Annotated in this window: 23 protein-coding genes; 20 read left to right on the top strand and 3 right to left on the bottom strand. The window is 62.3% G+C overall.

What is annotated here, in order from left to right; all coding sequences use genetic code 11:
- The 12 genes from OCK01_RS19835 to nagA all read left to right on the top strand — a co-directional run.
- Positions 1-186: hypothetical protein (locus OCK01_RS19835; protein ID WP_263825431.1), on the top strand; the 186-nt coding region annotated here is incomplete at its 5' end.
- Positions 187-572: 386 nt separating this feature from the next.
- Entirely contained in the window at positions 573-1,499 is a 927-nt protein-coding gene (locus OCK01_RS19830) for a MurR/RpiR family transcriptional regulator (protein ID WP_318530247.1), read from the top strand.
- A 95-nt stretch (positions 1,500-1,594) separates the two neighbouring features.
- A complete protein-coding gene (locus tag OCK01_RS19825; RefSeq protein ID WP_263825430.1) occupies positions 1,595-2,290 on the top strand; it encodes an N-acetylmannosamine-6-phosphate 2-epimerase in 696 nt (231 codons plus the stop codon).
- Positions 2,287-3,300, top strand: a complete 1,014-nt coding sequence (locus tag OCK01_RS19820) for a Gfo/Idh/MocA family protein (RefSeq protein ID WP_263825429.1) — start codon at positions 2,287-2,289, stop codon at positions 3,298-3,300. Before OCK01_RS19825 ends, OCK01_RS19820 begins: the two co-directional genes overlap by 4 nt.
- A gap of 88 nt (positions 3,301-3,388) precedes the next feature.
- Positions 3,389-4,681: an ABC transporter substrate-binding protein gene (locus OCK01_RS19815; RefSeq protein ID WP_263825446.1), complete on the top strand. Its 1,293-nt coding sequence runs from the start codon at positions 3,389-3,391 to the stop codon at positions 4,679-4,681.
- Positions 4,682-4,735: 54 nt separating this feature from the next.
- Entirely contained in the window at positions 4,736-5,605 is an 870-nt protein-coding gene (locus tag OCK01_RS19810) for a carbohydrate ABC transporter permease (RefSeq protein ID WP_263825428.1), read from the top strand.
- The gene (locus tag OCK01_RS19805; protein ID WP_263825427.1) at positions 5,605-6,414 is read left to right on the top strand and encodes a carbohydrate ABC transporter permease; all 810 of its coding nucleotides are present in this window, start codon (positions 5,605-5,607) and stop codon (positions 6,412-6,414) included. The genes OCK01_RS19810 and OCK01_RS19805 overlap by 1 nt, the downstream gene beginning before the upstream one ends.
- 5 nt (positions 6,415-6,419) lie before the next feature.
- Positions 6,420-7,514 (top strand): ABC transporter ATP-binding protein, encoded by a 1,095-nt coding sequence (locus OCK01_RS19800; protein WP_263825426.1) that lies wholly within the window; start codon positions 6,420-6,422, stop codon positions 7,512-7,514.
- Between the two features lie 9 nt (positions 7,515-7,523).
- Positions 7,524-8,387 (top strand): ROK family protein, encoded by an 864-nt coding sequence (locus OCK01_RS19795; protein WP_263825425.1) that lies wholly within the window; start codon positions 7,524-7,526, stop codon positions 8,385-8,387.
- Positions 8,388-8,417: 30 nt separating this feature from the next.
- Positions 8,418-9,557: an enhanced intracellular survival protein Eis gene (eis, locus tag OCK01_RS19790; RefSeq protein WP_263825424.1), complete on the top strand. Its 1,140-nt coding sequence runs from the start codon at positions 8,418-8,420 to the stop codon at positions 9,555-9,557.
- 51 nt (positions 9,558-9,608) lie between these two features.
- Positions 9,609-10,637 carry an SIS domain-containing protein gene (locus tag OCK01_RS19785; RefSeq protein WP_263825445.1) on the top strand — a complete coding sequence of 343 codons (1,029 nt, stop codon included), beginning with the start codon at positions 9,609-9,611 and terminating at the stop codon, positions 10,635-10,637.
- On the top strand, positions 10,634-11,815 hold the full coding sequence (nagA, locus tag OCK01_RS19780) for an N-acetylglucosamine-6-phosphate deacetylase (protein ID WP_263825423.1): 1,182 nt from the start codon (positions 10,634-10,636) through the stop codon (positions 11,813-11,815). The genes OCK01_RS19785 and nagA overlap by 4 nt, the downstream gene beginning before the upstream one ends.
- Before the next feature lie 824 nt (positions 11,816-12,639).
- Here the strand turns inward: nagA and OCK01_RS19775 are convergent.
- On the bottom strand, positions 12,640-14,073 hold the full coding sequence (locus OCK01_RS19775) for an FAD/NAD(P)-binding protein (RefSeq protein ID WP_263825422.1): 1,434 nt from the start codon (positions 14,071-14,073) through the stop codon (positions 12,640-12,642).
- 111 nt (positions 14,074-14,184) lie between these two features.
- Between OCK01_RS19775 and OCK01_RS19770 the strand changes: the two genes are divergently transcribed.
- From OCK01_RS19770 to OCK01_RS19735, 8 genes are all read left to right on the top strand, one after another.
- Positions 14,185-14,715, top strand: coding sequence for a flavin reductase family protein (locus tag OCK01_RS19770; protein ID WP_263825421.1), 531 nt, complete (start codon positions 14,185-14,187; stop codon positions 14,713-14,715).
- Between the two features lie 342 nt (positions 14,716-15,057).
- Positions 15,058-16,476 (top strand): LLM class flavin-dependent oxidoreductase, encoded by a 1,419-nt coding sequence (locus tag OCK01_RS19765; RefSeq protein ID WP_263825420.1) that lies wholly within the window; start codon positions 15,058-15,060, stop codon positions 16,474-16,476.
- A gap of 34 nt (positions 16,477-16,510) precedes the next feature.
- On the top strand, positions 16,511-17,788 hold the full coding sequence (locus tag OCK01_RS19760; RefSeq protein ID WP_263825419.1) for an acyl-CoA dehydrogenase family protein: 1,278 nt from the start codon (positions 16,511-16,513) through the stop codon (positions 17,786-17,788).
- Between the two features lie 25 nt (positions 17,789-17,813).
- On the top strand, positions 17,814-19,028 hold the full coding sequence (locus OCK01_RS19755; protein WP_263825418.1) for an SfnB family sulfur acquisition oxidoreductase: 1,215 nt from the start codon (positions 17,814-17,816) through the stop codon (positions 19,026-19,028).
- A gap of 38 nt (positions 19,029-19,066) precedes the next feature.
- The gene (locus tag OCK01_RS19750) at positions 19,067-20,074 is read left to right on the top strand and encodes a sugar ABC transporter substrate-binding protein (protein WP_263825417.1); all 1,008 of its coding nucleotides are present in this window, start codon (positions 19,067-19,069) and stop codon (positions 20,072-20,074) included.
- 67 nt (positions 20,075-20,141) lie between these two features.
- Complete coding sequence (locus tag OCK01_RS19745; RefSeq protein WP_263825416.1) at positions 20,142-21,686, top strand: sugar ABC transporter ATP-binding protein; 1,545 nt, start codon at positions 20,142-20,144, stop codon at positions 21,684-21,686.
- A complete protein-coding gene (locus tag OCK01_RS19740; RefSeq protein ID WP_263825415.1) occupies positions 21,676-22,695 on the top strand; it encodes an ABC transporter permease in 1,020 nt (339 codons plus the stop codon). Before OCK01_RS19745 ends, OCK01_RS19740 begins: the two co-directional genes overlap by 11 nt.
- A gap of 1 nt (position 22,696) precedes the next feature.
- Complete coding sequence (locus OCK01_RS19735; protein ID WP_263825414.1) at positions 22,697-23,674, top strand: ABC transporter permease; 978 nt, start codon at positions 22,697-22,699, stop codon at positions 23,672-23,674.
- A 541-nt stretch (positions 23,675-24,215) separates the two neighbouring features.
- Here OCK01_RS19735 and OCK01_RS19730 read toward each other — a convergent pair.
- Positions 24,216-25,076 (bottom strand): ABC transporter permease subunit, encoded by an 861-nt coding sequence (locus tag OCK01_RS19730; RefSeq protein ID WP_412179040.1) that lies wholly within the window; start codon positions 25,074-25,076, stop codon positions 24,216-24,218.
- A gap of 1 nt (position 25,077) precedes the next feature.
- The gene (locus OCK01_RS19725; RefSeq protein ID WP_263825413.1) at positions 25,078-25,863 is read right to left on the bottom strand and encodes a taurine ABC transporter ATP-binding protein; all 786 of its coding nucleotides are present in this window, start codon (positions 25,861-25,863) and stop codon (positions 25,078-25,080) included.
- Between the last annotated feature and the right edge of the window lie 40 nt (positions 25,864-25,903).

Genomic DNA, 25,903 nt, shown 5'->3' with positions numbered 1-25,903 from the left:
TCCCCTCGCGGCATAAACAGCGCCGGAAACCACTTAACAATCGGCACCAAGCTGTTCAGACAAACCGAACCACCTCTGTTTGAAGTTGACAGGCCGGCGCCGGCAAGCGCAATATCGATCATTGCTTCCGAACTGACGGCGCTCAGGATTGCCTCGACAGGTCGCTCGAACGATCCTTCGTCCTGAGTCGGTAAAGCGCCACGGTGCCAACTTCGGACCGTAATGCGACACGCGCTGCACGCAGCCGCGGCTCTTCAGATCATCCACGCACCGCGGCTCGCCGTAAAGGGCAAGACAGGCGAGCGAGGTGCAGATGATGTACCGGATGGTGCCGACGCGTCTCGTGATCAGCCCCACTCGTCGCTTGGTCGGGAAAAACTGAGGGAACGCGATGTGACGATGCCCGCTTCTGGCGTGTCAGAGACGTGAAGGCAGGGTTCCCCTTGCTCATTGCGTCACATGAGTTCCAACTGTCTCCATCTTGCGCCTCGAAACGGGCTGAAAGATTTTTTTGAAAATAGGTTTCGACTGGAGAAAATTGTCCGGATATATTTGGGCAACTGATAGGCGAATTGAGCAGCCAAACCCGTGTGATCTTTGGGGGCAGGCTGATTGCGAGCCCAGTCAACACAATAGTCAAGGCTTTCGGGATTCTCATCACCGTGGAAACGCAATCACAGCCCTCGCTCATCGCGACAATTCGATCCCACGCGCCCAACATGACTCGAGCCCTTGAGAAGGTTGCCGCATTCGTTCTCGCTGATCCACAGACAGTGCTTTACAAGAGCATCACTGAATTAGCCGATGAGGCAGATTCCTCCGAAGCGAGTGTGATCCGCTTCTGCCGCGAGCTAGGGTACCAGGGTTTCCAGAATTTCAAGCTCGCGCTCGCCCATGAACTTGCGACGCTTCAACAGCCTACGGCAAGCACTCCGGGCGATATGATCCAAGAACTCGTCGAAACCGCCCGGACGGCGCTGGAGGAGACGGAGCGTCTTCTTGATCGGGATGCTATTCAACGTGTCTCAGGTCTGTTGCTGGCTGCTCGTCATATCGAAATCTTCGGTGTCGCGGCTTCCGCCATCACCGCTCAATACCTTGAATACAAGCTCGCGCGGTTAGGCATCCAAGCGCATATTCCGCGCGACTCTCATCTGGCGACCATGGCGTCTGCTACGGCATCGGCGGACGATCTCTATATCCTGATCTCCAGCTCCGGTTCGACAATCGACACCCTGCGCGTCGCCGAGAGCGCCCATGCAAGGGGAGCGAAAGTAATTGCGATCACCAACAGGACCAAGAGTCCGCTGGCGGCGATCTGTGACTTCAAACTGCTCGCGTCGTCGCCCGAAACACCGCTGACCGGAGGTGCGTTTCCGTCAAAGATCAGCCAGTTGCTGATCGTCGACGCGCTCGCCAACACTATAACGAAGCTCGACCCGGCGCGGCTCGAGACGATCAAGGAAACGGCCGAAAGTGTCAGCGACCGCAACATCTGAAAATAATTTTTGAAAAAAAACTTCAAAGGAAAAGAATTATTGACGCAAACCGCCACAGTGGCTAACGTCGCATCCATCAGGGAGATGCGGCGTCAATGGACATCATCGGAAAAATGCGGGGGAAGCTGGTCGTCTCGTGCCAGGCGGCTGAGACCAGCCCCCTCAACGCATCAGAGCACATAGTGGCGCTCGCCCGCGCAGCCGTCGTCGGCGGCGCACAAGGGGTGAGGATCGAAGGGGTACGCAACGTCAAGGCGGTCCGCGCAGCGATCACCCAGCCGATAATAGGCATCACAAAAATCAGCCAAGCGGATTCGGACGTCTACATCACGCCGACGCTTGAGGACGTACGGAATCTTGCGGAAGCCGGAGCCGATGTTATCGCCTTCGACGCGACGGACCGGGTGCGACCCGTTTCCGTCGCCGAGATGGTTGCCGAGATCAATCGTCTCGGAAAATCCAGTATGGCGGACATAAGCACTCTGGAAGAGGCCCGGCACGCGGTCGCCGCGGGGGCGGATTTCGCCGGAACGACTCTGTCCGGATACACGCCTTACACCGCGCTCTCCGACGCCCCCGACTTTGCACTCATGGCCGAGCTTGCGGCCGCGAACGTCCCGTTCGTGGCGGAAGGTCGGATTTGGGACCCGGCCCAAGCGCAGCGCGCGATGGGTCTCGGAGCGATGTTCGTCGTCGTCGGTTCTGCCATCACTCGCCCAGACGAAATTACCAAGCGCTTTGCCAATGCGATTGTCGACCGCAAAGCGCGGACACTTGGAGGTTTGGAATGATCAAGACAGTCAAGGTTGCCGTCATCGGCGCCGGTTTCATGGGTTCGATGCATGCATCGATCTTCGCCAGCGACCCGCGCGCCGAGCTCGTTGCGGTTGTTGACCGTGACACTGCGCGCGGCAAGACCCTTGCCGACTCCATCGGCAAAGGCGTGCGGGTCTATGCCTCCCACGAGGAGTTGCTGGCCGCCGAGACGCTCGACTTGGTCAGCATCTGCACGCCGGATCATCTGCATCTGGAGCCTGCTCTAGCCATCGCCGCGAAGGGAGTAAACCTCTTCATCGAGAAGCCGATCGCCTCGACCATCGAAGACGGACGTCGGATCGTAGAGGCTTGCAATGCCGCGAACGTGAAGCTCGGTGTCGGCTATCTGCTTCGGTTCGACCCGCGCTACTACAAGGCGCGCGAGCTGATCGAAGCCGGTAAGATCGGCAAGCCGATCCACATCTATGCTCGCCGCAACAGCGCCCGTACCGAAGGCCCCAAGCGATATGCCGGCACCTTGCCGCTCGCCATGCATGTCACCGTGCATGACGTCGACATGGTTCTTTGGATGCTCAGGGGGCAGACACCCGTCACCGCATACGCGCAGCAGACCGACATCCTGCTTGGTGAGATGGGTACCCAGGACACCATCGCAGGTGTCGTGCGGTTCTCCGGCGGCACGGTCGTAACGTTCGAGAGCGCTTGGTCTCTTCCGGCAGGCGCGCGTCACATGATCGACGCCCGTCTCGAAATGATCGGCACCGAGGGTTCGTTCGAAGTGCAGTGCGGCGACAGCGGCCTGTACTTCGCTGACAACCAGAGCTCCCAGGAAATCGACACACAGCATTGGCCGGAAATCGGTGGCAAGGTCGGCGGCGACCTCCGTCAGCAGCTTTCCAGCGTGCTCGATTGGGTCAACGGCGTCGAGTGCCAGGTCGCCACGGGCGAAGAAGCTTTGCTCTCGCTCGAATTGACGCAGGCGCTCGTCAAGTCCGCCGAAACCGGGGAGGTGCAGCGCCTCTAAACAAAACAGGGAGATACAGCGCGTATCGGCGCTCCGAAGTGTGACCATTGGCTCGTTTCGAGAACTATATCCAGAAAAGGGGAATGACATGAACAGACGTCAATTTGTTGCCTTAACGCTCACGCTCGCCACCTCCGTGGCGATGCCGATCTTCGCCCAGGCCGCGGACCAGCCATACAAAGGCACCCGGCTCGCCGTACTCATGGAAGGACATCCGACGACGGACGGCATCCAGGCGCTCCTGCCTGAGTTCACCAAGGAAACGGGCATCGAGGTCGAACTCGAAGTGGTCCCCGAATCCGACATCACGGCGAAGATGCTTCTGGAATTCTCGTCGGGTTCCGGCCGCTATGACGTCGTCCAGAACAACATCATCTTCATTCCCGGTTTCGTGAAGGCTGGCTACATCTCGCCGCTCGACGAATCCGCCACCAAGTTCCCGACGAATTACGACAAGGCCGACTTCGTCCCCGGCTACCTCAATACGAACATCGTAGACGGGAAGCTCTACGGTCTTCCGGTCTATGGCGAGAGCACCTTCCTGATGTACCGCAAGGACATCTTCGAACAGTACGGCATCAGTCCTCCCAAGACATTCGCTGAAGTCGTTGCCGCGGCGAAGACCGTCAAGGAAAAGTCGAACGGCGAGATGGTAGGCATCACGATGCGTGGCGCGCAGGGCATACACAGTGTTTACGTCTGGGCTGGCTGGCTTTGGGGCTACGGCGGCGAGTTCATCACGAAGGACGGCAAGTCGGCGCTGGCAACGGACGAGGCTGCGGCATCGCTCGAAGCATTCGCCGGCGCGTTGCGCGATTACGGTCCCGTCGGAGTCGCGAACTTCGGCTGGGAAGAAAACCGCGTGCTCTTCCAGAGCGGCAAGGCGGCCATGACGATGGATGCGACCGTCAACGGTGCCTTCAATGAAGACCCCGCAATCTCGTCTGTGGTCGGCAAGGTCGGCTATGTGCCTGTACCCGTCGAAACGGACAAGCTGAAGGGCGGTTCTTCTTCGCTCGCCGTGCACAGCCTCTATGTCGCTTCCGCGTCCCAAAACAAGGAAGCCGCCTGGCTTTTCGCATCGTGGGCGACCGCCAAGCAGCAGCAGATCAAATCTTTCAATATCGCGCCGAACTCGGGCGTGACCTCGCTCGCGGCGTTGAACTCCGACGAGTTCAACAAGCGCTACGGCGCTTTCAAGGACGCCATGCTAGCGTCCATCAATGCAGGCAATCCGCAATATTTGCCGACTGTCGAAGCTGCGAACGAGATCATCAACAACGCGGGCATCGCCGTTTCGAAGGTGCTCGCTGGCACGGCGAGCGCGAAAGACGCTCTTGCTGAGGCCAACGCGGCGAACGACGCCGTGCTGGGACGATAAAAACAAGCGCCATGCCCGGCTGACCGGGCATGGCCATCCTGGAGGAGTGACACAATGAAGGATGCGACCACCTATTTCTACCGTCCAGTCGTGCTTGCGTTCGGGACGATCTCGGCCATCCTCACGATCTACGTGCTCTGGCTGACGCTTCAGAACATCAGCCTCCTCCGACCGGGTCGGGAGAGTTTTGTCGGCCTGGACAACTATCTGCGGCTTCTTCTGGATGCGCGTGCTCTCAACGCTCTCGGCCGAACCATCGTGTTCACCGTTGCCGCGACCGCCATCGAAGTTGCATTGGGACTGGCGATATCGCTCTTCATGGATCGGGAGTTTCGGGGCAAGCGCGTGGTGCGCGGCATTCTGCTCGTCCCCATCGTCATGACACCTGTGGTCGTGGGCCTCACCTGGCGGTTCCTGCTCGATCCGTCCAACGGGATGATGAACTATCTTCTCTCGACTATGGGACTCGGTCCGGTCGATTGGCTCGGCAGCCCGAATGTCGCGCTCCTTTCGCTCCTCATGGCCGACATCTGGCAGTGGACGCCCTTCGTCGTCCTCCTGACGATGGCATCGCTCGAGTCCTTGCCGGGCGACCCGCAAAACGCCGCTCGCGTGGACGGAGCTCGGGAATGGCAGGTGCTTTGGTACATCACCTTGCCCGCGCTCAAACGTGCGCTCCTGGTTGTCGCCATCATCCGAGGCATCGATGCGGTCAAGGCGTTCGACATCTTCTACATCATGACGCGCGGCGGGCCCGCCTTGTCGACCGAGACGCTGAATCTCTACGGCTACATCTCCGCGTTTACGAACTTCGACATCTCGTATTCGCTGACGATCGCGATGGTCCTGACTATCCTGACGAACGTGGCCTTGCTCTTGCTCTACAACCTCGCCTTCAAGGCACCAAAGCAGGGAGGCGTGTGATGCGCCGTATCGCCTTCTGGATCGGTCTAGCCATCCTCCTCATTTGCGTGCTCTTTCCGCTCTACTGGGTGGTGGCGACCTCGCTCAAGACGCAGCGCGACGCATTCTCGATGCCGCCGGTCTGGCTGTTCCTGCCGACCTGGGAGAACTACGAGAAGGTCTTCAACAACGGGGTCTTCGTCCGCGCCTTCTTCAACAGCGTGATCATCTCGATTTCCGCAAGCTTCATCTCTGTCGCGGTCGGCGCTATCGTCGCGTACGGCCTGGTGGCGCAGGATGAAGCGACCAAGCGTCAGAACGAGAAGTTCATCTTGAGCCTGCGCATCGCGCCACCGCTCATCTTCATCATCCCGACCTACTTCCTCGCGGCACAGATGAAGCTCCTGAACAATCACTGGATCATCATAGGCGTCTATGCCTTCGTGAACATCCCCTTCGCGATCTCGCTCCTCATCACGTTCTTCGAGGACATCCCCCGCGAACTTCGGGATGCCGCCAAGGTCGACGGCGCGCGTGAGTTCACCATATTCCGTGAAGTTTTCATGCCTGTGGCGCTCGGAGGCATCATCGCCACCTTCATCCTATGCGTGCTCTTCACCTGGAACGAGTTCTTCATAGCGCTTGTGCTGACAGGGCGCGACACACAGACCCTGCCAGTCAGCATCACCTCCTTCCTAACCTTCCAAGGCGTGCAGTGGGGACCACTCACCGCGGCTGCGACACTCGTGATGCTGCCGATGCTGGTTCTCGGGATGCTCGTCCAGGGCCAGGTCGTCCGCGGCATGTCGCTCGGCAGCATCAAGGGGTAGGAACCATGACGGAAACCAAAACTATGAAACGATCCCTTCTGCTGAAAAGCATCCGGAAATCCTATGGGCCTGTTGATGTCCTGAAAGGCATCGACATCGATGTTGCCGAAGGAGACTTCGTCGTTCTCCTCGGACCATCCGGTTGCGGCAAGTCGACCCTTCTGCACGCGATTGCGGGGCTGCATCCCATCGACGGCGGTCTTATTGAAATCGATGGGCGCGATGTGACCAAAGTACCGACCCGTGAGCGGGACATCGCTATGGTGTTCCAGTCCTACGCCCTCTACCCGAACATGACGGTGAGGCAAAACATCGCCTTTCCGCTCAGGATGCGGAACGCGAGCGCCCAGGAAAAGGAGACCAAGGTGGCCCAGGTCGCCAAGCTCCTCCAGATCGAGCAGCTCCTTGAAAGGAAGCCGCGCGAACTCTCCGGCGGCCAGCGCCAGCGCGTGGCCATCGGGCGTGCCCTGGTGCGCGACCCCAAGGTCTTCCTGTTCGACGAGCCGCTTTCCAACCTCGACGCGACGCTCCGCGTCGAGACCAGGGTGGAGATCAAGCAGCTCCATGAGCGCATCGCCAAGACGATGATCTATGTGACCCACGACCAGATCGAGGCGATGACCCTCGCGACCAAGATCGTCGTGATGAACAAGGGCGAGGTTCAGCAGATCGGGAGCCCGTACGAAATCTACCACCGTCCGGCAAACCTCTTTGTCGCCAAATTCGTCGGTTCGCCCGCGATGCACTTCATCCCCGGCACCGTCTCGAACGTGGACGGAAAGGTCGCGTTCAACGACGGCAAGGGATGGATACTTCCGCTCGCCCTTCCCGAAGCGGGCAATGCTTCCGGCGAAGTGCTGCTCGGAATTCGGCCGGAACACATTCGGCCGGCACGCGATGGGCAAGAGGCGCTTCAGGCGCGGGCAGACATCGTCGAATCGACCGGACCGGAGGACAACGTCACGCTTTCCTTCCACGGGCACTCGCTGGTCGCCCGCATGGAGACTGGAAGCGTTGCGCAAGGATCGACACTGCCCGTGTCCGTCGCGGTAAACAAGGTGTCTCTCTTCAGTGCCGCCAGCGGCCAGCTCATAGGCTAGGTTGCCCGGATGGATCAGGACAATGCAATCCTCGCGGTAGACATCGGCGGCACCAAGACGCTCGTGGCGCTCGTGAGCGAATCCGGCATCGTGGCCGAGGCGACGGTGCCGACACGCCGGGAAGATGGTCCGGACGCCTGGCTGGCAGCCGTGGCGGACGCCGCATCGCCTTGGCGAGGACAGTTCCGAAGCGTGGGTCTCGCGGTAACGGGCTTCGTGCGCAGCGGTCTCTGGTCGGCGATGAACCCGGCGACCCTGGGCATCCCGGCTGACTATCCGCTCATCGCGAAGGTGGAGGAGCTGTTCGGAGTTCCGGCAGTGGCTTTCAACGACGCGCAGGCGGCGAGCTGGGGTGAGCATGTCCTTGGAGCGGGGCGGGGACAGGACATGGTCTTCCTCACCATCTCCACCGGGATTGGGGGCGGGATAGTGCTGAACGGCCGCTTGTTGGAAGGCCTTGCAGGCCACTTCGGTCTCACGGCCGAGGGCGACGAGAATGTCTTTCTCGAAGACCGTGTCTCCGGGCGCTGGATGGCCGCGGAGGCACGTCGGCTCGGTCACGAGGTCGAAGCGAGGGAGGTCTTCGCGGCGGCGGCGACCGGCGAGGCCTGGGCCGTGGAGATCGTCGAAGGGTCGGCGCATCGTGTCGCCCGGCTCTGCCGCAACATCCAACTCGTGCTCGATCCGCCGCAGATCGTCATCGGTGGCGGCATTGGGCTGGCGGATGGCTTCATCGATAGGGTGCGCAGCCTGGTCGCTCCACCGGGCCAGGTCGCTCCGGTGTCCCTCTGCCGAGCCGAACTCGGCGTACATGCAGGCATTCTTGGCGTTGCGGACTTGGCCCGCGCAAAGTCGCCACACGCAGGCGGCTAAACCCGCATCATAAGAACAGAGGACCATATCATGGTAGTTCGCAAGGCCGCAAAGACGGACCTGTCGCTGATAGTCGATGCCTATCGTCTCGCATTCGCGTTCGACGAGGAGCGCACCCGGTGTTACGTAGAAATGACGGGACTGGACTGCTTTCGAGTCCTCGAAAGCGTCGGGCAAACTGCGGCCGTCTGGGCCGTGGTGCCATGCGGCCATTGGTTCGGCGGTCGGTCCGTTCCCGCGGCGAATATCGCCCATGTTGCCATCCAACCCGAGTTCCGCGGTGGCGGACTTGCTGCGGAAATTCTAGACCTTTCCTGCGAGGATGCCCGTCGGGACGGAGCCGTGCTCGCCAGCCTCTTCGCATCGACCCGCCCGGTCTATCGGCGCGCCGGCTTCAATCTGGCGGGACATGAAATGGTCTACGAAGCCGAGACGTCGGAACTCTACAAAATTCGGCAGGACCTCCGCTCCCGTCGGGTGCCTCTCGAAAAGGCGCGTGGTGTGCTGGAGCCTATCTATCGTGCCGCATGCACTGGCCAATCCGGGCTTCTCGACCGACATGACGCACACTGGAATGCGCATTTCAACACGGTGCAGTGTGTGCCCTCGGTCTTCGTTTTCGGCGATGACGAAGGCTACGCGGTAATCGACACGTCCAGACCAGGCTTGATCGAAATTCGCGACTGGGCCGCTATCAATGGTGCAGCCGCACGCCAGATACTGAAGTTCACAGGCACGTTCTCGACTGTGTTCGAAAAGGCTCGATGGCACGGAGCGCCCCAGGACGCGCTCGTCTTCGCAATGCCTGACAAGGGCTGGCAGCTCGTCCATCAGGAAGAGTTTCTGATCCGTATCCTTGACCCGGCGTCGGCGCTCTCTGCGCGCGGCTACGCTTGCTCCGACACCGAATTATCTCTCGCTGTCGACGGCGGCGAGGGGGGCTCATGTCGGCTTTCCATTTGCGGTGGCCGCGCAGTCTGTACGCCCGGAGCTATCGACGGAGGCAGTGTCCTCTCGGTCCATGCATCGCACCTCGCCAGCCTCTATTCAGGGTTCCGTTCCGCCAGCTTCCTGCACCGGGCCGGAGCCGCCGACGGCGACCCCGAGACAGTGGCGCAAGCCGACAAGGTATTCGCAGGACCGTTCCCATGGGTCGCCGAGCACTTCTGATTTTTCCTGTACTCCAGAACCCGCAAGACCACGAACCTGAGGATGTTGACCATGGTGGAAGCAACGAACATGCGGCGCGAGATCGAGGAGATTCCCGATGCTGTGATGCGTCTTCTCGACAATTCGGCAGATCAGCTAGCGGCCGCGGGCAGGGCGCTGGCGCGAAAAAATCCTGCTTTCATCGCCACGATCGCACGTGGCTCTTCTGACCACGCATGCCTGTTCATGAAATACGCAATTGAACTCGTTGCCGGGAAAGCCGTCGCATCTCTGGGGCCGTCGCTCGCGTCCATTTACGATCGCCCCATCGATCTTGCACAGGCGGCGACGTTCGCCATCTCCCAATCGGGCACCAGCCCGGATATCGTCGAAATGTGTGCGTCGGCCAGACGCCAGGGAGCATTGACTCTAGCCCTGACCAATACCTCGAACTCTCCGATCTGGAGGGAAGCGGAGGTCCCCATTGACCTGAACGCCGGACCGGAGCTTGCCGTGGCGGCGACAAAATCATTCGTCAACTCCATAGCCTCGGGTCTTTACATCCTCGCTGAGTGGATCGACGATGCCGATCTGAAATCGGCGCTCGAGCGACTGCCAGGACAACTCCGCACCGCGCTCTCCGCCGACTGGAGCGCAATGATGCCGTCGCTGGAGACGGCCACGTCCCTCTATGTCCTGGGCCGCGGACCGAGCTTCGCAATCGCATCGGAAGTCGCACTCAAGTTCAAAGAGACGTCCAACCTTCACGCTGAAGCCTATTCTACCGCGGAGGTAATGCACGGGCCGTTGGCGCTTGTGTCCCAAGGCTTCCCGGTTCTGGTCCTGGCGGGTCGGGACGCATCGGAACCCTCGGCCGTCCTGCTCGCCGACGATTTCGTGGGCCGCGGTGCGGAAGTCTTCATCACATCTGCGAAGACGGTGTCAGCGCGGTCGCTCCCGTTCGTGGATACTGGACACATGCTCACGGATGCGCTCGCGCTCATCGTGCCTTTCTACGCAATGGGAGAGCAATTGTCGCGTCGGCGAGGCTTGAACCCGGACCAACCAGTGGCTCTCAAGAAAGTGACACAGACGCGATGAGACCGACAGTCGCGATATCGGCCGCTCGGATATTCGACGGCACCTGTTGGCACGAGGGCTCGGGACTTCTGCTGGACCGTGAACGTGTCGTCGGCATCGTGAAGGTGGCAGACATCCCGCGCGACATCGATCGAGTCGACTACGATGGGTATCAACTCGTTCCAGGCTTCATCGACCTCCAGGTGAATGGGGGCGGAGGAGTCCGTTTTGGTGAGGAGACGTCAGTCAAAGCGATCCGGCAGATCACGAGCGCTCACGCCCGGTTCGGCACCACAAAATTGCTTCCGACTTTGATAACGGACACGCCGGAGGTGACGGCCTTGGCGTTCGAAGCCGGCCGTCGGTCGCGCGCCGCCAAGGTTCCAGGTTTCCTTGGCCTTCATCTCGAAGGCCCGCATCTGTCGCTGGAGCGCAAGGGTGCCCATAACCCGTCCTACATCCGGCCGATGACAGAGGGTGATCTCGAAGCGATCTGCGCCTATCGCAGGGATGCGGGACTGGTCCTGACCACGGTCGCGCCAGAGAACGTTACGACCGATCAGGTCAGCGTTCTCGTTGCCGCGGGTGTGGTGGTGAGCATCGGGCACAGCAACGCCACCGCGCAGGCCGCGAGGTCCTACTTCGACGCGGGTGCTTCAATGGTCACACATCTGTTCAACGCGATGAGTCCCTTGGGAAACCGGGAGCCCGGGATTGTCGGGGCGGCGCTGGATGACGGCCGGGTCTTTGCCGGGTTAATCGTTGACGGCGTCCACGTGGACCCGGCGACGATCAAAGTCGCACTACGCTCAAAGACCACTCCTGGCGATATCTTCATCGTAACCGACGCGATGCAGACGATCGGGACGGAGCTTTTGGGGTTTGAATTGAACGGCCGCGCCATCCATCGGAAGGATGGGACATTAAAGCTGGCGGACGGAACGTTGGCGGGAGCGGATATCGACATGCTTTCCAGCGTCAAGTTCGCCCATCAGACACTCGGCTTGCCGTTGGCGCGGGTGCTGGCGATGGCGTCAAGCGTGCCAGCGAGAGCTGTCGGCTTGGATGGTCGGCATGGGTATCTCCGGCCGGGATATGCGTCAGACTTTGTCGTCTTGAGCGAGCAGCTTGAGTGCATCCATACCTGGATCGACGGTCGAGAAGCGAGTTCGCTTGAAACCGTGAGATTAGATCATTGACCCACGTCCTCCTCCCAGGGACGCCGTGACTGTCGTCGGCATCTTGTCGGCGGCAGCCACCTCTAAGTTCATCACGACATGGATTCCCGCGAACCAACACACAGTGCGGAAGTGGGGCTCAGCAAATATCGATCATTACTCCTGTGAGCGTCTCGAGGACCGCAGTTGGCGCGAAGCGGCGTTGGACGGTAAAGGGCGGAAATCCTCTGCATCGATAGGTGCTTAAGCTCTTGTTTTGACAAGCCTCTGTCGATTCAGGCCCCCGCAACCAAAATCAAAGCACGATCAATCAAGCCCCAAGGCAATCGCCAAGGGGCTTTGTGCGTTTCTATCCCCCTCGATTCCCCGGCTATGCGCTTCTCGGTGAACCGAGCGGGCGCCCTGTCGACGACGCGGCTTGCCCAACGTGGTCCGCAACGGCCCGACATCTCAGCTCGCGCCTTTAATCAATAGGTAATCTCCCGAATTACATCGGTCTTCTTTACCAGCTTAGGAAGGAAGCCGGTATGATGACGCCGTTATCCGCGATGAGGCGCGCCGGCGATGTTTGCCGATCCCACCTGGGGCCGTCCGATCCACCATGACGAGCCCTCCTGTAAGCCGGGGGGTATCCCCTCTCCGAAACATCGCACCAGTGCGCGCCCGCGATATTGCTCGACGAGGTTTCGCCCGGTGGGCTATCCGCTGATCGCAGTCAACGCGAAGAGGTTGCAGTTGAACTCGCCTCCTGGACGGGAGAGGGCGGCAGCGACCGCCTCCCCGATGCGCATTACGCGACGACACTCTGCTTCAAACGCTGAAACGGCGCACGAGTCCGACGTCGCTCAGGCGGCGGTTTCGGCTTGCGTTCCGACCAGGGCGTCGACATGGGCCCGCACCTCCAGAGCCACATCTCTCGCGTGGATCGACACCTGGGGAAGGCCCATCAATTCGCCGAACGCGCCCCGCGCCAGGGGCCCCGCGACGAAGAGATTCGCTTGCGGCTCTCCCTTGGCGTCGATCAGGCGGGAGCGTAGGTCGCAATCGAGTCCGAGCCCGACGGGATCAAGCCGTACGGAACCGGCTGCTGCGAGTTCCCCCAGAAAAGTCTGGCTCGAAAGGACCGAACCATGCGCCGGCCCTGTCGCCACGACGATCGCATCGACGTCGCGTAGCACCGTTCCCTGCCGCCGCGACAGACGCAGCGCCACCCTTATCTTGTCGCCGAAATAGGAGACGGCGCTCACCGAGGCGGCGAGACTTTCCATCTGCCCTTTCATCAAAGCGGCCCGGATGGCGTCTTCCACCTGCGGCGCAATCCGGAAACGGTGTACGTCCCAAAAAGGCCGCAGATGGCGGACCAAACGCCGCCGCTCCTCAACCGGCAGGTTTCGCCAGATGTCCTGACCTTGGCCGCGCACGGCGTCGAGCACGGCGTGCCAGCTGACATCGAACAGGGCGGCCTGATCGATCGCCTCGCGAATGCGCCGGGTCAGCAGGCGCGCCGACCTGATCGGACGGGTCAGGAAATCGCCGTGCGGCTCCTGCGTTCCGAATGCGTGCCCGCGCGAGCGGAGGCCGCGACGGGACAACGCCGTCATGCGGCCCGTATGGCCGCGCGACAACAAGGAGGCTGCGATATCCGCGCCGGTCAATCCGTTGCCGATGATCAGCACGTCGTTGCCGGGTCGGATCGCCGCGAGCGCATTGGGCGCAGTCGGGTCGGAGACAAAACGCGGATGCCCTTCGAGAAGGGCCGCGAGCGCTCTGGGCGCAGCCGGCGAGGGATGGCTCGTGGCGATCACCACGATATCGGCCTTGACGCTGCCGCCGTCAGAGCGGCGGATGCGCCAGCCGCCCGCGTCCCGCACCACCGAAACGACTTCGGATCTTACATGCTCGACGCGCCCATCCTCGAGCATGGGATTGAGGCGAGCAGCGACATAGGCGCCGAAATCGGCGCGGCGCGGGAAGATCCGACCATCCGGCAGCAAAGCATCGACGTCTTCCCCGTCTAGTCCCTGCTCCCGCAGCCAGTCGATGAAATCAGTGTCCTCGGCGACATCGAGGCTCATTCGCTCGGCAGGCACATTGATGCGGTGGGTCGGATCCGTTGTGTCATAGGCGAGGCCGGCGCCGAGCTTCCGGCGCGGCTCGTGCACCATGATTCTGAGCGGACTGCGCGGCGCGGCGCGAGCGAGGTTCCAGGCGACGGCGGCGCCGGTAAAGCCTCCGCCGATAATGACGACGACAAAGCGAGGGGGATTTTTCAGTATCATGGCGGCCTCCATTTCTTAAAAACATATAATCTATAAAAATAGTTGACAATATGCTTTTTTGAATTAGGGTTTGGGTCATTCGCCTGACGGCGCGCAAGATTGGAGCTTGTCATGACCATCGCCCATCCCACCGCTCAACGCTTTGACAGCTATGGATTTCTCGATCCCGACGCGGCCAATGTGAAGCGCGCTCTGCGGCAATTGGCCGGCGGCGTCTGTGTGATCGCCGCGGGTCGGGGTGAAGATCGGACCGGTGCCACGGTGACTTCCGCGACGGGGCTGTCGATGGATCCGCCAACCATGATCGTCAACATCAACCGCAATTCGTCCACCTGGCCCGTCATCGCCCGCTATGGTCACTTCGCGGTCAATGTGCTCGGCGAAGACCAGCAATCGATCGCCGACCGTTTTGCCGGCGTCGGCGGCGTCAAGGGCCCCGCGCGCTACGAAGGCGCGGCGTGGACGACTTTGGTCAGCGGCGCGCCGGTGTTGACCACAGCCCTGTCGGCCGTGGATTGCGAGGTCGAGGAGGTCATCGAACGACACAGCCACGCGATCATCATCGGTCGTGCGGTCGCGGTCCTGGCTGGCGACGGCCGATCACTGATCTATCAGAATGGATCTTACGGCCGCCTGGTTTGACGGGTTGTCGATATCGCAGTGACGGGTGCGGATCAGGTTCCGCGCCCGCTATTTTTGCAGAGGCGGCGAGAGCGCCCCGGTAATTCGGTCGCAACGTTCGGTCGTCTTTCGGCGCTTTCTTGCCGGAGGCGGGTGCAATGGTGTTGCTGCGCAGGAAACGGCCTGCGACGGGGATTGACCGTCGGACAGGTCTTTCGCCACGGCTTCCTGCCTTTCTTTCTTCGGCTGGTATGGTTTTCCGGCGGAACGACAAAAATCAGTAGATTTTTCGCTTCTTAAATCTACTAAAACTATAGATAATAAATACTAAATCTGCTGCTTCCCAGGCATGAGAGGTGATCCATGACACGACAAATCCGTTTCAACGCTTTCGACATGAACTGCGTCGGCCACCAGTCACCCGGTCTGTGGGCGCATCCCGACGACAAGTCCTGGACCTACAAAGACTTGGACTACTGGCAGAACCTCGCCCTGACGCTGGAGCGCGGCGTGTTCGACGGCATCTTCATCGCAGACGTCATCGGCTATTACGATGTCTACAAGGGATCGAACTATCACGCGATCGCACAGGCGGCGCAGATCCCGGTCAACGATCCGCTGCAGCTCGCCGCGCCGATCGCGCTTGCGACCGAGCATCTCGGCATCGGCATCACCGCCTCCACCTCTTTCGAGCATCCCTACACGTTCGCCCGCAGGCTCGCGACCGCCGACCACCACAGCAAGGGGCGCGTGGGCTGGAACATCGTCACCTCCTATCTCGAAAGCGGAGCCAAAAATGTCGGCCAGGCGGGTCTGCAGCGGCATCATGATCGCTACGAGATCGCCAGTGAATATGTCGAAGTGCTCTACAAACTTCTCGAAGGTTCCTGGGAAGAAGGCGCCGTGGTGCGCGACCGCGAGCGCCGCGTTTTCACCGATCCCTCCAAGGTTCATGAGATCGGCCACAAGGGCAAATATTTCGACGTGCCGGGCTATCAACTGACCGAGCCTTCGCCGCAACGTACGCCGGTGCTCTACCAGGCCGGCGCGTCCGGTCCCGGCAAGGCGTTTGCCGCCGAGCATGCCGAATGCATCTTCGTGGCTGCGCCGACCAGATCCGTTTTGAAGGCCTATGTCTCTGAGATCCGCGAGAAGATCGCCAAGGCCGGTCGCGACCCGAAGAAGGTCTATATCTACACGCTGATCACCATCATCACCGACGAGACCGAGGCAAAGGCGCAGGCCAAGTTCGAGGACTACAAGAAATACGTCTCCTATGACGGCTCGCTGGTGTTCATGTCTGGCTGGAGCGGCATCGATTTCGGCCAATATGCGCCGACCGACGTCATCCGGAAGGTCGAGACCAACGCCATCCATTCCTTCGTCGAGCATATCGCCGGCGGCGACAAATCCTGGACGATGGACGAGCTTGCCAGGTTCGGCGGCATCGGCGGTCTCGGACCGGTCTTCGTCGGCTCGCCCGAGCGCATCGCCGACATTCTGCAGGAATGGGTTGATGACACCGATGTCGACGGGTTCAACATCGCCTACGCCGTAACGCCCGGCAGCTTCGAGGATGTGGTCGAGCATATCGTGCCCGAACTGCAGAAGCGCGGCGCCTATCCGACCTCCTACAAGCCCGGCACGCTGCGCGAGAAGCTGTTCGGCGAAGGGCCCTATCTGCCGCAGACGCATCCCGCCGATCGCTATCGCGATATCGAGGCCGTCAAGCGCCGCGACGCCGAGGCGCAGAAGCCGCAACTCAAGACCGTCGGCGCCTGAGCGCCTGTCAAATCCAGCAAAGCATAGGTGCATCATGCCACAGATCGACGAAGCCTGGGGCGCGGGACCATCCGCCCGCTATGAGGATCTCGCCAAGCGCTTCCGGCCGCTTTTCGCCGAGATCGAGGCGGGCGCGGTCGCGCGCGAAATCGGCCGCATTCTCCCGGAAGCTGAGATCAAGTCGTTGAAGAAGGCCGGGTTCGGCGCTTTGCGCCTGCCGGAAGGCGAGGGTGGGCTCGGCGCGACGCTGCCGGAATTCTTCAATCTGTTGATCGAACTGTCGGCGGCGGATTCCAATATCACCCAGGCGCTGCGTGGTCATTTCGGCTTTGCGGAGAATGTGGTCAACTCGCCCAATGGCGCATTCCGCGGCCGCTGGGCCGAGCGCCTCGCCAATGGCGAGATCGCCGGCAACGCCTGGACGGAAATCGGCGGCGCAAGCCAGGCATCCTTCGCCACGCATGTGGCGCGCAAGGGCTCCGCCTTGGTTCTGAACGGCGCAAAATATTACACGACCGGCTCGCTGTTCGCCGACTGGATCGATGTCGGCGCGACCGGACTCGACGGCGAAGGCGTGACCGTTCTCGTCCGCCGCGACGATCCGGGCGTGCGGGTGGTCGATGACTGGGACGGGTTCGGCCAGAAGCTCACCGCAAGCGGCACGACCACCTTCACCGAAGCCTCTGTCGACGCGCTCGACATCGTCGTCGACGACGACAAATTCCGCTATGCCGCAGCCTTTTATCAGACGGTGCATCTGGCGACGCTGGCCGGGATCGGCCGCGCCATCGCCAAGGAGACGGCAAGAGCGGTCGCTGCGCGCACCCGCCACTTCTCCAATGCTGCCGGGCCGCGCTCCAGCCAGGATCCGCAGATCCTGCAGGTGGTGGGCCGCATCCGCTCCAACGCCTATGCGGCGAGCGCCATCGTGCTGCAAGTCGCCGCATCTCTGGAGCGCGCCTATGCGACGCGCTTTGCGGGCGACGCCGACGCCGAGGAGCGCGCCAACGCCGTTTCCGAACTGGAGACATCGCAGGCGCTCGGCGTCGTCACCAACCTCGTTTTCGAGGCGTCCACGATCCTGTTCGATACGCTCGGCGCCTCCGCGGCCAAGAGCTCCAACGCGCTGGACCGCCACTGGCGCAACGCCCGGACGATCTCGTCCCACAATCCTCGCATCTACAAGGACCGGATCGTCGGCGACTTCGCCGTCAATGGAACGCCGCCGCCCTATCAGTGGCGCATCGGCGAAGCGCCCGCCGTCGCCCAGCCTGGGGCGCCCGAGAGCCAGGCCGCTTCAGCCGCCGCCTGATCATTGTTTCGAAGGGGAGCAAGACATGACCAGCCCAGCGCTGCAACTGAAAACCGAAGGCGCAGCCTATCGCATCAAGAGCGAGGCGGAGGCGCTGGAAATCGCCCGCAGTCTGTCGGCTCGGTTCGCTGAAGGCGCAGCCGTGCGCGATCGGGATCGCATTCTGCCGCACAAGGAGATGGAGGAGCTCGCCCACTCGGGTCTCCTCGCCATCACCGTGCCAAAGATCTATGGCGGCATCGACGTGTCGAACGCCGTGCTCGGCGAGGTGATCGCGCTTCTCGCCGAAGCCGACGGCTCGATCGGCCAGATCCCGCAGAACCACTTCTACATTCTCGAAGCGCTCAGATTGGAAGGATCGGAGGCGCAGAAGGCCTTCTATTTCAACAGGGCGCTCGAGGGCGACAAGTTCGGCAACGCGCTTTCGGAAATCTGCACCAAGACCGTGGGGCATTACACCACCACGATCCGTCCCGACGGCGACGGCTTCGTCATCAATGGCAGGAAGTTCTACTCCACCGGCGTGCTGTTCGCCGACTGGATCGTCATCTTCGCCAATGATGAGAACGACAAGCTGACCCTGTCCTTCACACCGAGGGGCGCGCCGGGCGTCGAGCTCGTCGACGACTGGGACGGCATCGGCCAGCGTATCACGGGTTCCGGAACGACGATCCTGACCAATGTCCGCGTTCCCGCCGACGCCGTGGTCCGTCACCATCAGAGCTTCGAGCGGCCCCACACCATCGGCTCCGTGGGCCAGATCATCCAGGCGGCCGTCGACCTCGGCATCGCGCGGGCGGCGCTTCGCGACACGATCGCCTTCATCAACAGCCGGTCCCGTCCGTGGATGGACGCCGCCGTCGAGAAGGCCTCGGAAGATCCGTTGACCATCCATCGCATCGGCCAGGTCGCGATCCGCATCGACGCGGGAACCGCGCTGATCGCCGAGGCCGGACGCAAGGTCGACCGGGCGCGTGAAACGCTCGACGAGGCCGACACGGTCGCCGCCACATTGGCCGTGGCCAGCGCCAAAGTGCTGACCACGGAAGCCGCGCTCGAAGCGTCCAACACGCTGTTCGAACTGGCCGGGACCCAGTCGGCGCGTGCCGGACACAATCTCGATCGCCACTGGCGAAACGCCCGGACGCATACGCTGCACGATCCCGTGCGGTGGAAATTCCACGCGGTCGGCAACTATCTGCTCAACGGCGTGCCGCCGCCCAGGAACGGGGCTCTCTGAAGCGGCAGCTCTCAAACCACACTCGATAGGAGGCACTCATGACCAACGAAAAAACCATCGACCTCGGTCGGCGCGATCTCTTGAAATTCACGGCGCTCGCGGGCGCGGCCGCCGCCGGCGCTTCGCTGATCGGCGCCAGCCCGAGCTTCGCCGCAGGCGAACTCTCGCTCAAGGGCAAGCGCATCGGCATCAGCGCCGCCGGCACGGACCATTTCTTCGACCTTCAGGCCTACAACGCCCAGATCGAAGAAGTGAAGCGTCTGGGCGGCGAGCCGATCGCGGTCGACGCCGGCCGCAACGACGGCAAGCTCGTCTCGCAATTGCAGACGCTGATCGCTCAGAAGCCGGATGCGATCGTCCAGCTGCTCGGCACGCTCACCGTCATCGATCCCTGGCTCAAGAAGGCGCGCGACGCCGGCATTCCGGTGCTGACGATCGACGTCGGCTCGACCAATTCGCTCAACAACTCGACATCTGACAACTGGGGCATCGGCAAGGATCTCGCCCTCCAACTCGTCTCCGACATCGGCGGCGAAGGCAAGATCGTGGTCTTCAACGGCTTCTATGGCGTCACGCCTTGCGCGATCCGCTATGACCAGCTGGTCAATGTCGTGAAGTATTTTCCGAAGGTGGAGATCGTCCAGCCAGAACTGCGTGACGTCATCCCCAACACCGTGCAGGACGCCTTCACCCAGATCACGGCGATCCTCAATCGCTATCCGGAAAAGGGCTCGATCAAGGCCATCTGGTCGGCCTGGGACATTCCGCAGCTCGGCGCCACCCAGGCATTGGTCGCCGCAGGTCGCACCGAGATCAAGACCTATGGCGTCGACGGCAGCCCTGAGGTTCTGCAACTCGTCGCCGACCCAAAGTCGCCGGCCGCCGCAGACGTCGCCCAGCAGCCGGCCGAACTCGGCCGCACCGCGATCCGCAACGTCGCGCGGCTGCTGGCCGGCGAGACGCTGCCGCGTGAAACCTATGTGCCGGCTCTGCTCGCCAACAAGGCGAATATCGCCGAGGTCAGCAAGAAACTCGGCGTTGGTTGATCCCAGCCCGCGCAAGGCCGGCCCCGCTTTCGGATGGCCGGCCTCCCCATAATATGGAGCAGAGCAGATGAACGAGCTTGGTAGGCGATGGACCGGAGCCGATTACATTCTTCGGCTGACGGGCATCGTCAAGACATTCGGCGGCGCCCGCGCGCTCGATGGCGCGGCGCTGACGGTGAAACGCGGCGCGGTTCATGGCCTCGTCGGCCAGAACGGCGCCGGCAAATCCACCTTGATCAAGATCATCGCCGGCCTCCACCAGCCCGATGACGGCGTCATCGAGATCAGTGGGGCGAAGCAGACCCGATTGACGCCCCGCCTTGCCGAAGCGCTCGGCATCCACTTCATTCATCAGGATCGCCTGCTGCCTCCGAGCTTCACGGTGGGCGAAGCGCTGTTCCTCGGCGATGAGCCGCTGCATGGCGTCGGGCCGTTTCTCCATCGCTCGGCCATGCGACGTGAGGCGGCAAGTCTGCTCAAGAGCTACTTCGACCTTGAATTGCCCGACAAAGCGCTGATCTCGGAACTCACCACCGCCGAAAAGCAGATTATCCAGATCACCCGCGCGCTGATCCGCAAGCCGAAAATTCTCGTGTTCGACGAGCCGACGGCGGCGCTTGTCCGGCGCGAGGCCGACATTCTCTTTCGGCTGATCCGCCGGCTCGCCGGCGAGGGGGTGACGATCCTCTACATCTCGCATTATCTCAAGGAGATCGAAGAAATCTGCGACGCCGTCACCGTGCTGCGCAATGGCCGCGATGTGGCGACGCTGCCGCTTGCCGAGACCTCCGCCGAGGAGATCGGCCGGTTGATGGTGGCGCGCGACACGGGAATTCTCTTTCCGCCGCGCAAGGCTCAAATAGGCGGCGACTATCTCAAGGCGCGTGATCTGGCGCTCGACGGGAAATTCGAGCCGTTGTCTTTCACGCTTCGGCGCGGCGAGGTGCTTGGCCTGACCGGCCTTCTCGGCTCGGGCGCGAAGGACCTGATGCGCGTGCTGTTCGGCCTGGAGACGGCGACGGCGGGCGAAATCGTGCTGGGCGATCGGACCCTCCGCTTCGACAGCCCCCGACAGGCGGCGAATGCGCGTTTGGCGCTCGTGCCGGAAGACCGCCGCCGCCATGGCGTCGCCCTCGATATGACGGTGCGCGAGAATACGACGCTTGCGAGCCTAGGCAGATTTCTCCGTCTCGGTCGGCTGGATCGCAACGCCGAAACCCGCGCCACCGACGACCTCATCGGCCGCCTGCAGATCAAGACCGATGGCCGCGACGCGCTGGTGCGGTCGCTGTCCGGCGGCAATCAGCAGAAAGTCGCCATCGCCAAATGGCTGGGCCGCGACACCGAGCTCTATCTTCTCGACGAGCCGACAGTGGGCGTCGACATCGGCGCCAAGGCCGAGATCTACAGCCTGATCGCCGATCTCGCTGCGCGGGGCGCCAGCATTGTTCTCCTCTCCTCCGATCTCGACGAGCTCGTCGGCGTCACGGATCGCGTGCTGGTGATGTTCCGGGGACGCATAACCCGCGAACTCGCCTCCAGCCGCACGACGGCCAACGAAATCCTCGTCGAGGCGACAGGCGCCCGGGAAAGGTTGCTTCATGTCGGTTGACGTTGAAAACTACACATTCACTCCAGATGTCGCGCCCAAGCTCGGCCCGAAAGGCGGGGCCCGTTTTGCCGCAGCCGCGCTGCGCTACGGCGCTCTCTTGTCTTTCCTCGCCATCTTGGTGATCTTCTCGGTCGCCGCGCCCTTCTTCCTGTCGATCTTCAACATTGGCAATATTCTGGGCCAGACGGCGATTACCGGCGTGCTGGCGATCGGGCTCACCGTGGTGGTGATCGCCGGCGGCCCGAATGTCGTCACCGGCGGCATCGACCTCTCGCTCGCCGCCAATATGGGTTTGAGCGCGGCGGTCTATGCCAGTCTCATTCAGGCAGGCTATGGCGATGGCGTCGCAACGCTCGCGGCGATGGCGACCGGGCTCGCCATCGGCGCAGTCAATGCGGCGGCGGTCGCCGGCATCGGCATCGTGCCGCTGCTCGCGACGCTCGCGGTGATGAACGTTGTCTCCGGGCTCGAACTGGTGTTGACCCAGAATACCGTAATCCCGGCGTCCAGCGACGCGCTCACCGCGCTGTCTTCAGCGAGCCTGTTCGGCATCCCCGCGCTCGGCTACGCGCTCGTCGGATTTTCGCTGATCATGGGGCTGATCATCCAGAACACGCGCTTCGGCCTGAGGCTCTATGCGGTCGGCGAATTTCCCGAAGCGGCGCGGGCCGCAGGCGTTCCGGTCAGATCCTATCTCGCAGCGTCCTTTCTGATCAGCGGCCTGTGCGGCGGGCTCGCCGGCATTCTCAACACGGCCTATCTCAGCGGCTCCAGCACCGGCTCCGGCGAAATGCTGTTGCCGGTGGTGGTGACGGCGCTCTTGGGCTCGGTCTTTTCGCGGCGACTGGTTCCCACGATCGGCGGCACGCTGCTGTCGGCGCTTTTCGTCGGCGTGCTGCTCAATGGCTTCCAGCTTCTCAATCTTTCGAGCACGTTGGTCAGCGGCGTCCAGGGTGTGCTGATCCTGTTGACGGTATCGGCGACCACGCTCATTCGCAGGGAGAACTGATATGGCGTCCCCAACCTCGACTGGACATCTCGTGGCGCTAGGCGCCCGCTTCGCGCTGTTTGCAGCGCTCGTCACGGTATTTTCCCTCTTTGCGCTTCTGGCGCCGAGCTTTCTGACCGCCGGCAATCTGCAGAGCCTGCTCGTCAACAATTTCACCCTGCTGGCGATCGTGGCCGTGGCGATGACCTTCGCCGTAGCATCCGGCGGCATCGATCTCTCCGTCGGCGCGGCCATCGATTTCGCGAGCTTCGCCTTCGTGTCGCTGGTGCTGGCCGGTCAACCTGTCTGGCTGGGGCTGATCGCAGGGCTCGGCGCCGGTGCGGCTGTGGGCCTGTTCAACGCCGTCCTGATTTCCGGCATCGGCCTGTCGCCGTTTCTGGCCACGCTCGGGACGCTGTTCGTCGGCCGCAGCATCCAGCAGCTGCTGACCAATGGCGGCAATCCGGTCTATCTGCCGCAGACCGGCATTCCCGAGAGTTTTCGGTCGCTCGGCCATGGCGCGTTCCTCGGCGTCCCTCTGTCGCTCCTGGTCGCCCTTATCGTCGCCGCGCTCGCCGGCCTCTTGCTCAGTCAGACGCGCTTCGGCCGGGTCGTCATTGCCGCGGGCATTCAGGCGGATGTGGTGCGCTATTCCGGTCTGCCGCTCAGGCTCTACCTCGCCGGCGCCTATATGCTGGTGGGGCTGATCGCCGCCGTGGCCGGACTGATCCTGACCTCTACGGTGACCGTCTATATCCCCAATTCCGGCAACGCCTTCCTGCTCAACGCCATCGGCGCCGCCTTCATCGGCACGACCATCCATCCGCATGGACGGCCGAACATCGTCGGCACGGTGCTCGGCGTGCTGCTGCTGGCCACCGTCTCGAACGGCTTGCTGCTCAGCGGATTGAATTTCTACTGGCAGCAGGTCGGAACCGGCGCCCTGATCTTCCTGGTTCTCGCTCTGAGCTTCGCCACCCGCAAGACGCAGCGGGGCTGATCAAAGATCCGCTTCACTGCAAAGACGAAAGCCGGCGCTTCGTGTGAGGCGCCGGCTTTTTCATCCTGTGCATTCGACGATCTCCAGCCCGGTATTGTTATCCGTAGCATAGATCAGCTCGCTTCGGCGAGGACGTCCGCGGATTGGATCACTTTGGGCCGGCAGGTCAGCGGTCGGTCGTCACCGTCGGGTCTGCCGGCGCCAGTGGGTTTCCGCGGGATGGGTAGGGACCACCATGCCGATATTTTGTCCGTTGTGATCCTCGACGTCGAGCACGGTCGGTTCGTGGGTCGGTTGATGTCCGGCAGCCGTTTACCGCCCGACGAATTCAGCTTGGCCGAACCGCGAAATCTACCATTACAATGATATGATCGGGGAGAATGTCTTCAAGCCGCCGGCATGCGGAGGCGATGGGGTTGCCGCCCCAGACAATCGAGCCGGCCGATCTTGCGGGGGGCCAGTCGAGGCTAGAGATGTCGAACACGATCACGACATCGGCGAAGCGGGCCGCGACTCGCGCGGCCCGCCTGCAGTTGAAGGTTCAGCTCTTGCCCTTCCAGGGCGTCAGCAGTTTTTCCAGGAGCCGAACGGCGACGCCGAAGGCGAAGGCGCAGACCGAGATGATGGCGATGCCGACAAACACGACGTCGGTCGCCAGGAACTGCGCCGCCGACATGATCATATAGCCGATGCCGCGTGTGGAGGCGATCAGTTCGGCAGCCACCAGCGTGCCCCAGCCGATGCCGAGACCGATCCGTACGCCGGTCAGGATTTCCGGCAGAGCGCTCGGAAAGACGATGTCGGTGAAGAGCTGCCAGCGATTGGCGCCAAGCGCCCGGGCGGCGTTGGCGCGCTCGACCGAAACCGAGCGCACGCCGGCCTGGGCGGCGAGGCAGATCGGCGCGAACATCGCGAGAAACAGCAGCGCCACCTTCGAAGTCTCGCCGATGCCGAGCCAGATGATCATCAGCGGCAGATAAGCGAGCGGCGGCAGCGGCCAGTAGAATTCGATGGGCGTGTCGAGGATGCCCTTGGCCCAACGATTGAGCCCCATCAGCAGGCCGAGCGGTATCGCGGTGACGATCGCCAATCCCGCCGCCAGTCCGATCCGGAACAGGCTCGCGCCGATATGCGCCCAGATCGAGGCGCCCGCGTAGCCTTCGGTGAACACCTGGCGGAATTGGTGCAGGACCTCGCCTGGACGCGGCAGAAACAGTGGCGAGGCCAGCTTCCACTCGGTCGCCGCCCACCAGGCCAGGAGGATGGCGAAGGCGGTGATCAGCGAGATCGCCAGCGTCGGCTTGCCGTAGAGTCCGAAGCCGACCATGCGAACGGTGCGGGGCGCCCGCGATGTCGGGGCTTCCTTTGCGGACACGGAAATGTCGAAATCGATCGTGGTCATCTCAGGCTGCCTTTCGGCTGTGATCGGCATGCAGGATTTCGCGGATTTCCTCGCGCAGCAGGCCGAATTCGGGTGACAGGTGGATGGAGCGGACATCGCCCGTCTCCACGAACCGGCGCACAAAATCCAGATCGTAGCGAGCGACGATCCGACCCGGACGCGGCGACATCACGATGACCCGGGTGCCGAGAAACAGCGCCTCCTCGATGGAATGGGTGATGAAAAAGATGCGCTTGCCGGTCGTACGCCAGACCGAAATGAGCAATTCCTGCATCTGTTCGCGGGTCAGGCTGTCGAGCGCGCCGAAAGGCTCGTCCATCAACAGGATTTCCGGCTCGGTCGCCAGCGCGCGGGCGATGCCGACCCGCTGGCGCATGCCGCCGGAGAGCTCATGGGGAAAACTTGCGGTGAAATCCTTGAGCCCGACGAGTTCGAGGAGATTCTCGGCCCTTTCCAGACGCTCGCGGCGCCCGACGCCGGCAAATTTCAAACCCAGCGCGACATTGTCGACAACGCTTGCCCAAGGCAACAGCGTGTCCTTCTGGAAAACCACGCCGCGATCGGCGCCCGGTCCGGAGATCGCCTTGCCATTCAGGAGAATCTCGCCGTCCGACAGCGGCAGAAAGCCTGCGATGGCGTTGAGCAGCGTGGACTTGCCGCAGCCCGAGGCCCCGAGCGCGACGACGAACGCGCCGTCTTCGATCTCCAGGTTGACCTGATCCAGCGCATGGACCGGACGGCCCGCGCGGCCGTCGAAATAAACAGTGGCGTTCTTGACACTCAGCATGTCCGTCGTCTCCCATGGAAAACCCGCCGGCGGCATGCCG

It is taken from the genome of Rhizobium sp. TRM95796, assembly GCF_025779995.1.
Taxonomy (GTDB): Bacteria; Pseudomonadota; Alphaproteobacteria; order Rhizobiales; family Rhizobiaceae; genus Rhizobium_E.
The sequence above is the reverse complement of the archived record's forward strand: the minus strand, read 5'-3'. Positions and strand labels throughout refer to the sequence as shown.

Excerpts from the sequence above, each read along its gene's own strand:
- OCK01_RS19805 (WP_263825427.1), top strand. The coding sequence starts at position 5,605 with ATGCGCCGTATCGCCTTCTGGATCGGTCTAGCCATCCTCCTCATTTGC.
- OCK01_RS19765 (WP_263825420.1), top strand. The coding sequence starts at position 15,058 with ATGACACGACAAATCCGTTTCAACGCTTTCGACATGAACTGCGTCGGC.
- OCK01_RS19745 (WP_263825416.1), top strand. The coding sequence starts at position 20,142 with ATGAACGAGCTTGGTAGGCGATGGACCGGAGCCGATTACATTCTTCGG.
- OCK01_RS19730 (WP_412179040.1), bottom strand. The coding sequence starts at position 25,076 with ATGACCACGATCGATTTCGACATTTCCGTGTCCGCAAAGGAAGCCCCG.
- OCK01_RS19825 (WP_263825430.1), top strand. The coding sequence starts at position 1,595 with ATGGACATCATCGGAAAAATGCGGGGGAAGCTGGTCGTCTCGTGCCAG.
- OCK01_RS19775 (WP_263825422.1), bottom strand. The coding sequence starts at position 14,073 with ATGATACTGAAAAATCCCCCTCGCTTTGTCGTCGTCATTATCGGCGGA.
- OCK01_RS19815 (WP_263825446.1), top strand. The coding sequence starts at position 3,389 with ATGAACAGACGTCAATTTGTTGCCTTAACGCTCACGCTCGCCACCTCC.
- OCK01_RS19800 (WP_263825426.1), top strand. The coding sequence starts at position 6,420 with ATGACGGAAACCAAAACTATGAAACGATCCCTTCTGCTGAAAAGCATC.
- OCK01_RS19740 (WP_263825415.1), top strand. The coding sequence starts at position 21,676 with ATGTCGGTTGACGTTGAAAACTACACATTCACTCCAGATGTCGCGCCC.
- OCK01_RS19820 (WP_263825429.1), top strand. The coding sequence starts at position 2,287 with ATGATCAAGACAGTCAAGGTTGCCGTCATCGGCGCCGGTTTCATGGGT.
- OCK01_RS19735 (WP_263825414.1), top strand. The coding sequence starts at position 22,697 with ATGGCGTCCCCAACCTCGACTGGACATCTCGTGGCGCTAGGCGCCCGC.
- OCK01_RS19795 (WP_263825425.1), top strand. The coding sequence starts at position 7,524 with ATGGATCAGGACAATGCAATCCTCGCGGTAGACATCGGCGGCACCAAG.
- OCK01_RS19750 (WP_263825417.1), top strand. The coding sequence starts at position 19,067 with ATGACCAACGAAAAAACCATCGACCTCGGTCGGCGCGATCTCTTGAAA.
- OCK01_RS19810 (WP_263825428.1), top strand. The coding sequence starts at position 4,736 with ATGAAGGATGCGACCACCTATTTCTACCGTCCAGTCGTGCTTGCGTTC.
- nagA (WP_263825423.1), top strand. The coding sequence starts at position 10,634 with ATGAGACCGACAGTCGCGATATCGGCCGCTCGGATATTCGACGGCACC.
- OCK01_RS19785 (WP_263825445.1), top strand. The coding sequence starts at position 9,609 with ATGGTGGAAGCAACGAACATGCGGCGCGAGATCGAGGAGATTCCCGAT.
- OCK01_RS19725 (WP_263825413.1), bottom strand. The coding sequence starts at position 25,863 with ATGCTGAGTGTCAAGAACGCCACTGTTTATTTCGACGGCCGCGCGGGC.
- OCK01_RS19760 (WP_263825419.1), top strand. The coding sequence starts at position 16,511 with ATGCCACAGATCGACGAAGCCTGGGGCGCGGGACCATCCGCCCGCTAT.
- eis (WP_263825424.1), top strand. The coding sequence starts at position 8,418 with ATGGTAGTTCGCAAGGCCGCAAAGACGGACCTGTCGCTGATAGTCGAT.
- OCK01_RS19770 (WP_263825421.1), top strand. The coding sequence starts at position 14,185 with ATGACCATCGCCCATCCCACCGCTCAACGCTTTGACAGCTATGGATTT.
- OCK01_RS19755 (WP_263825418.1), top strand. The coding sequence starts at position 17,814 with ATGACCAGCCCAGCGCTGCAACTGAAAACCGAAGGCGCAGCCTATCGC.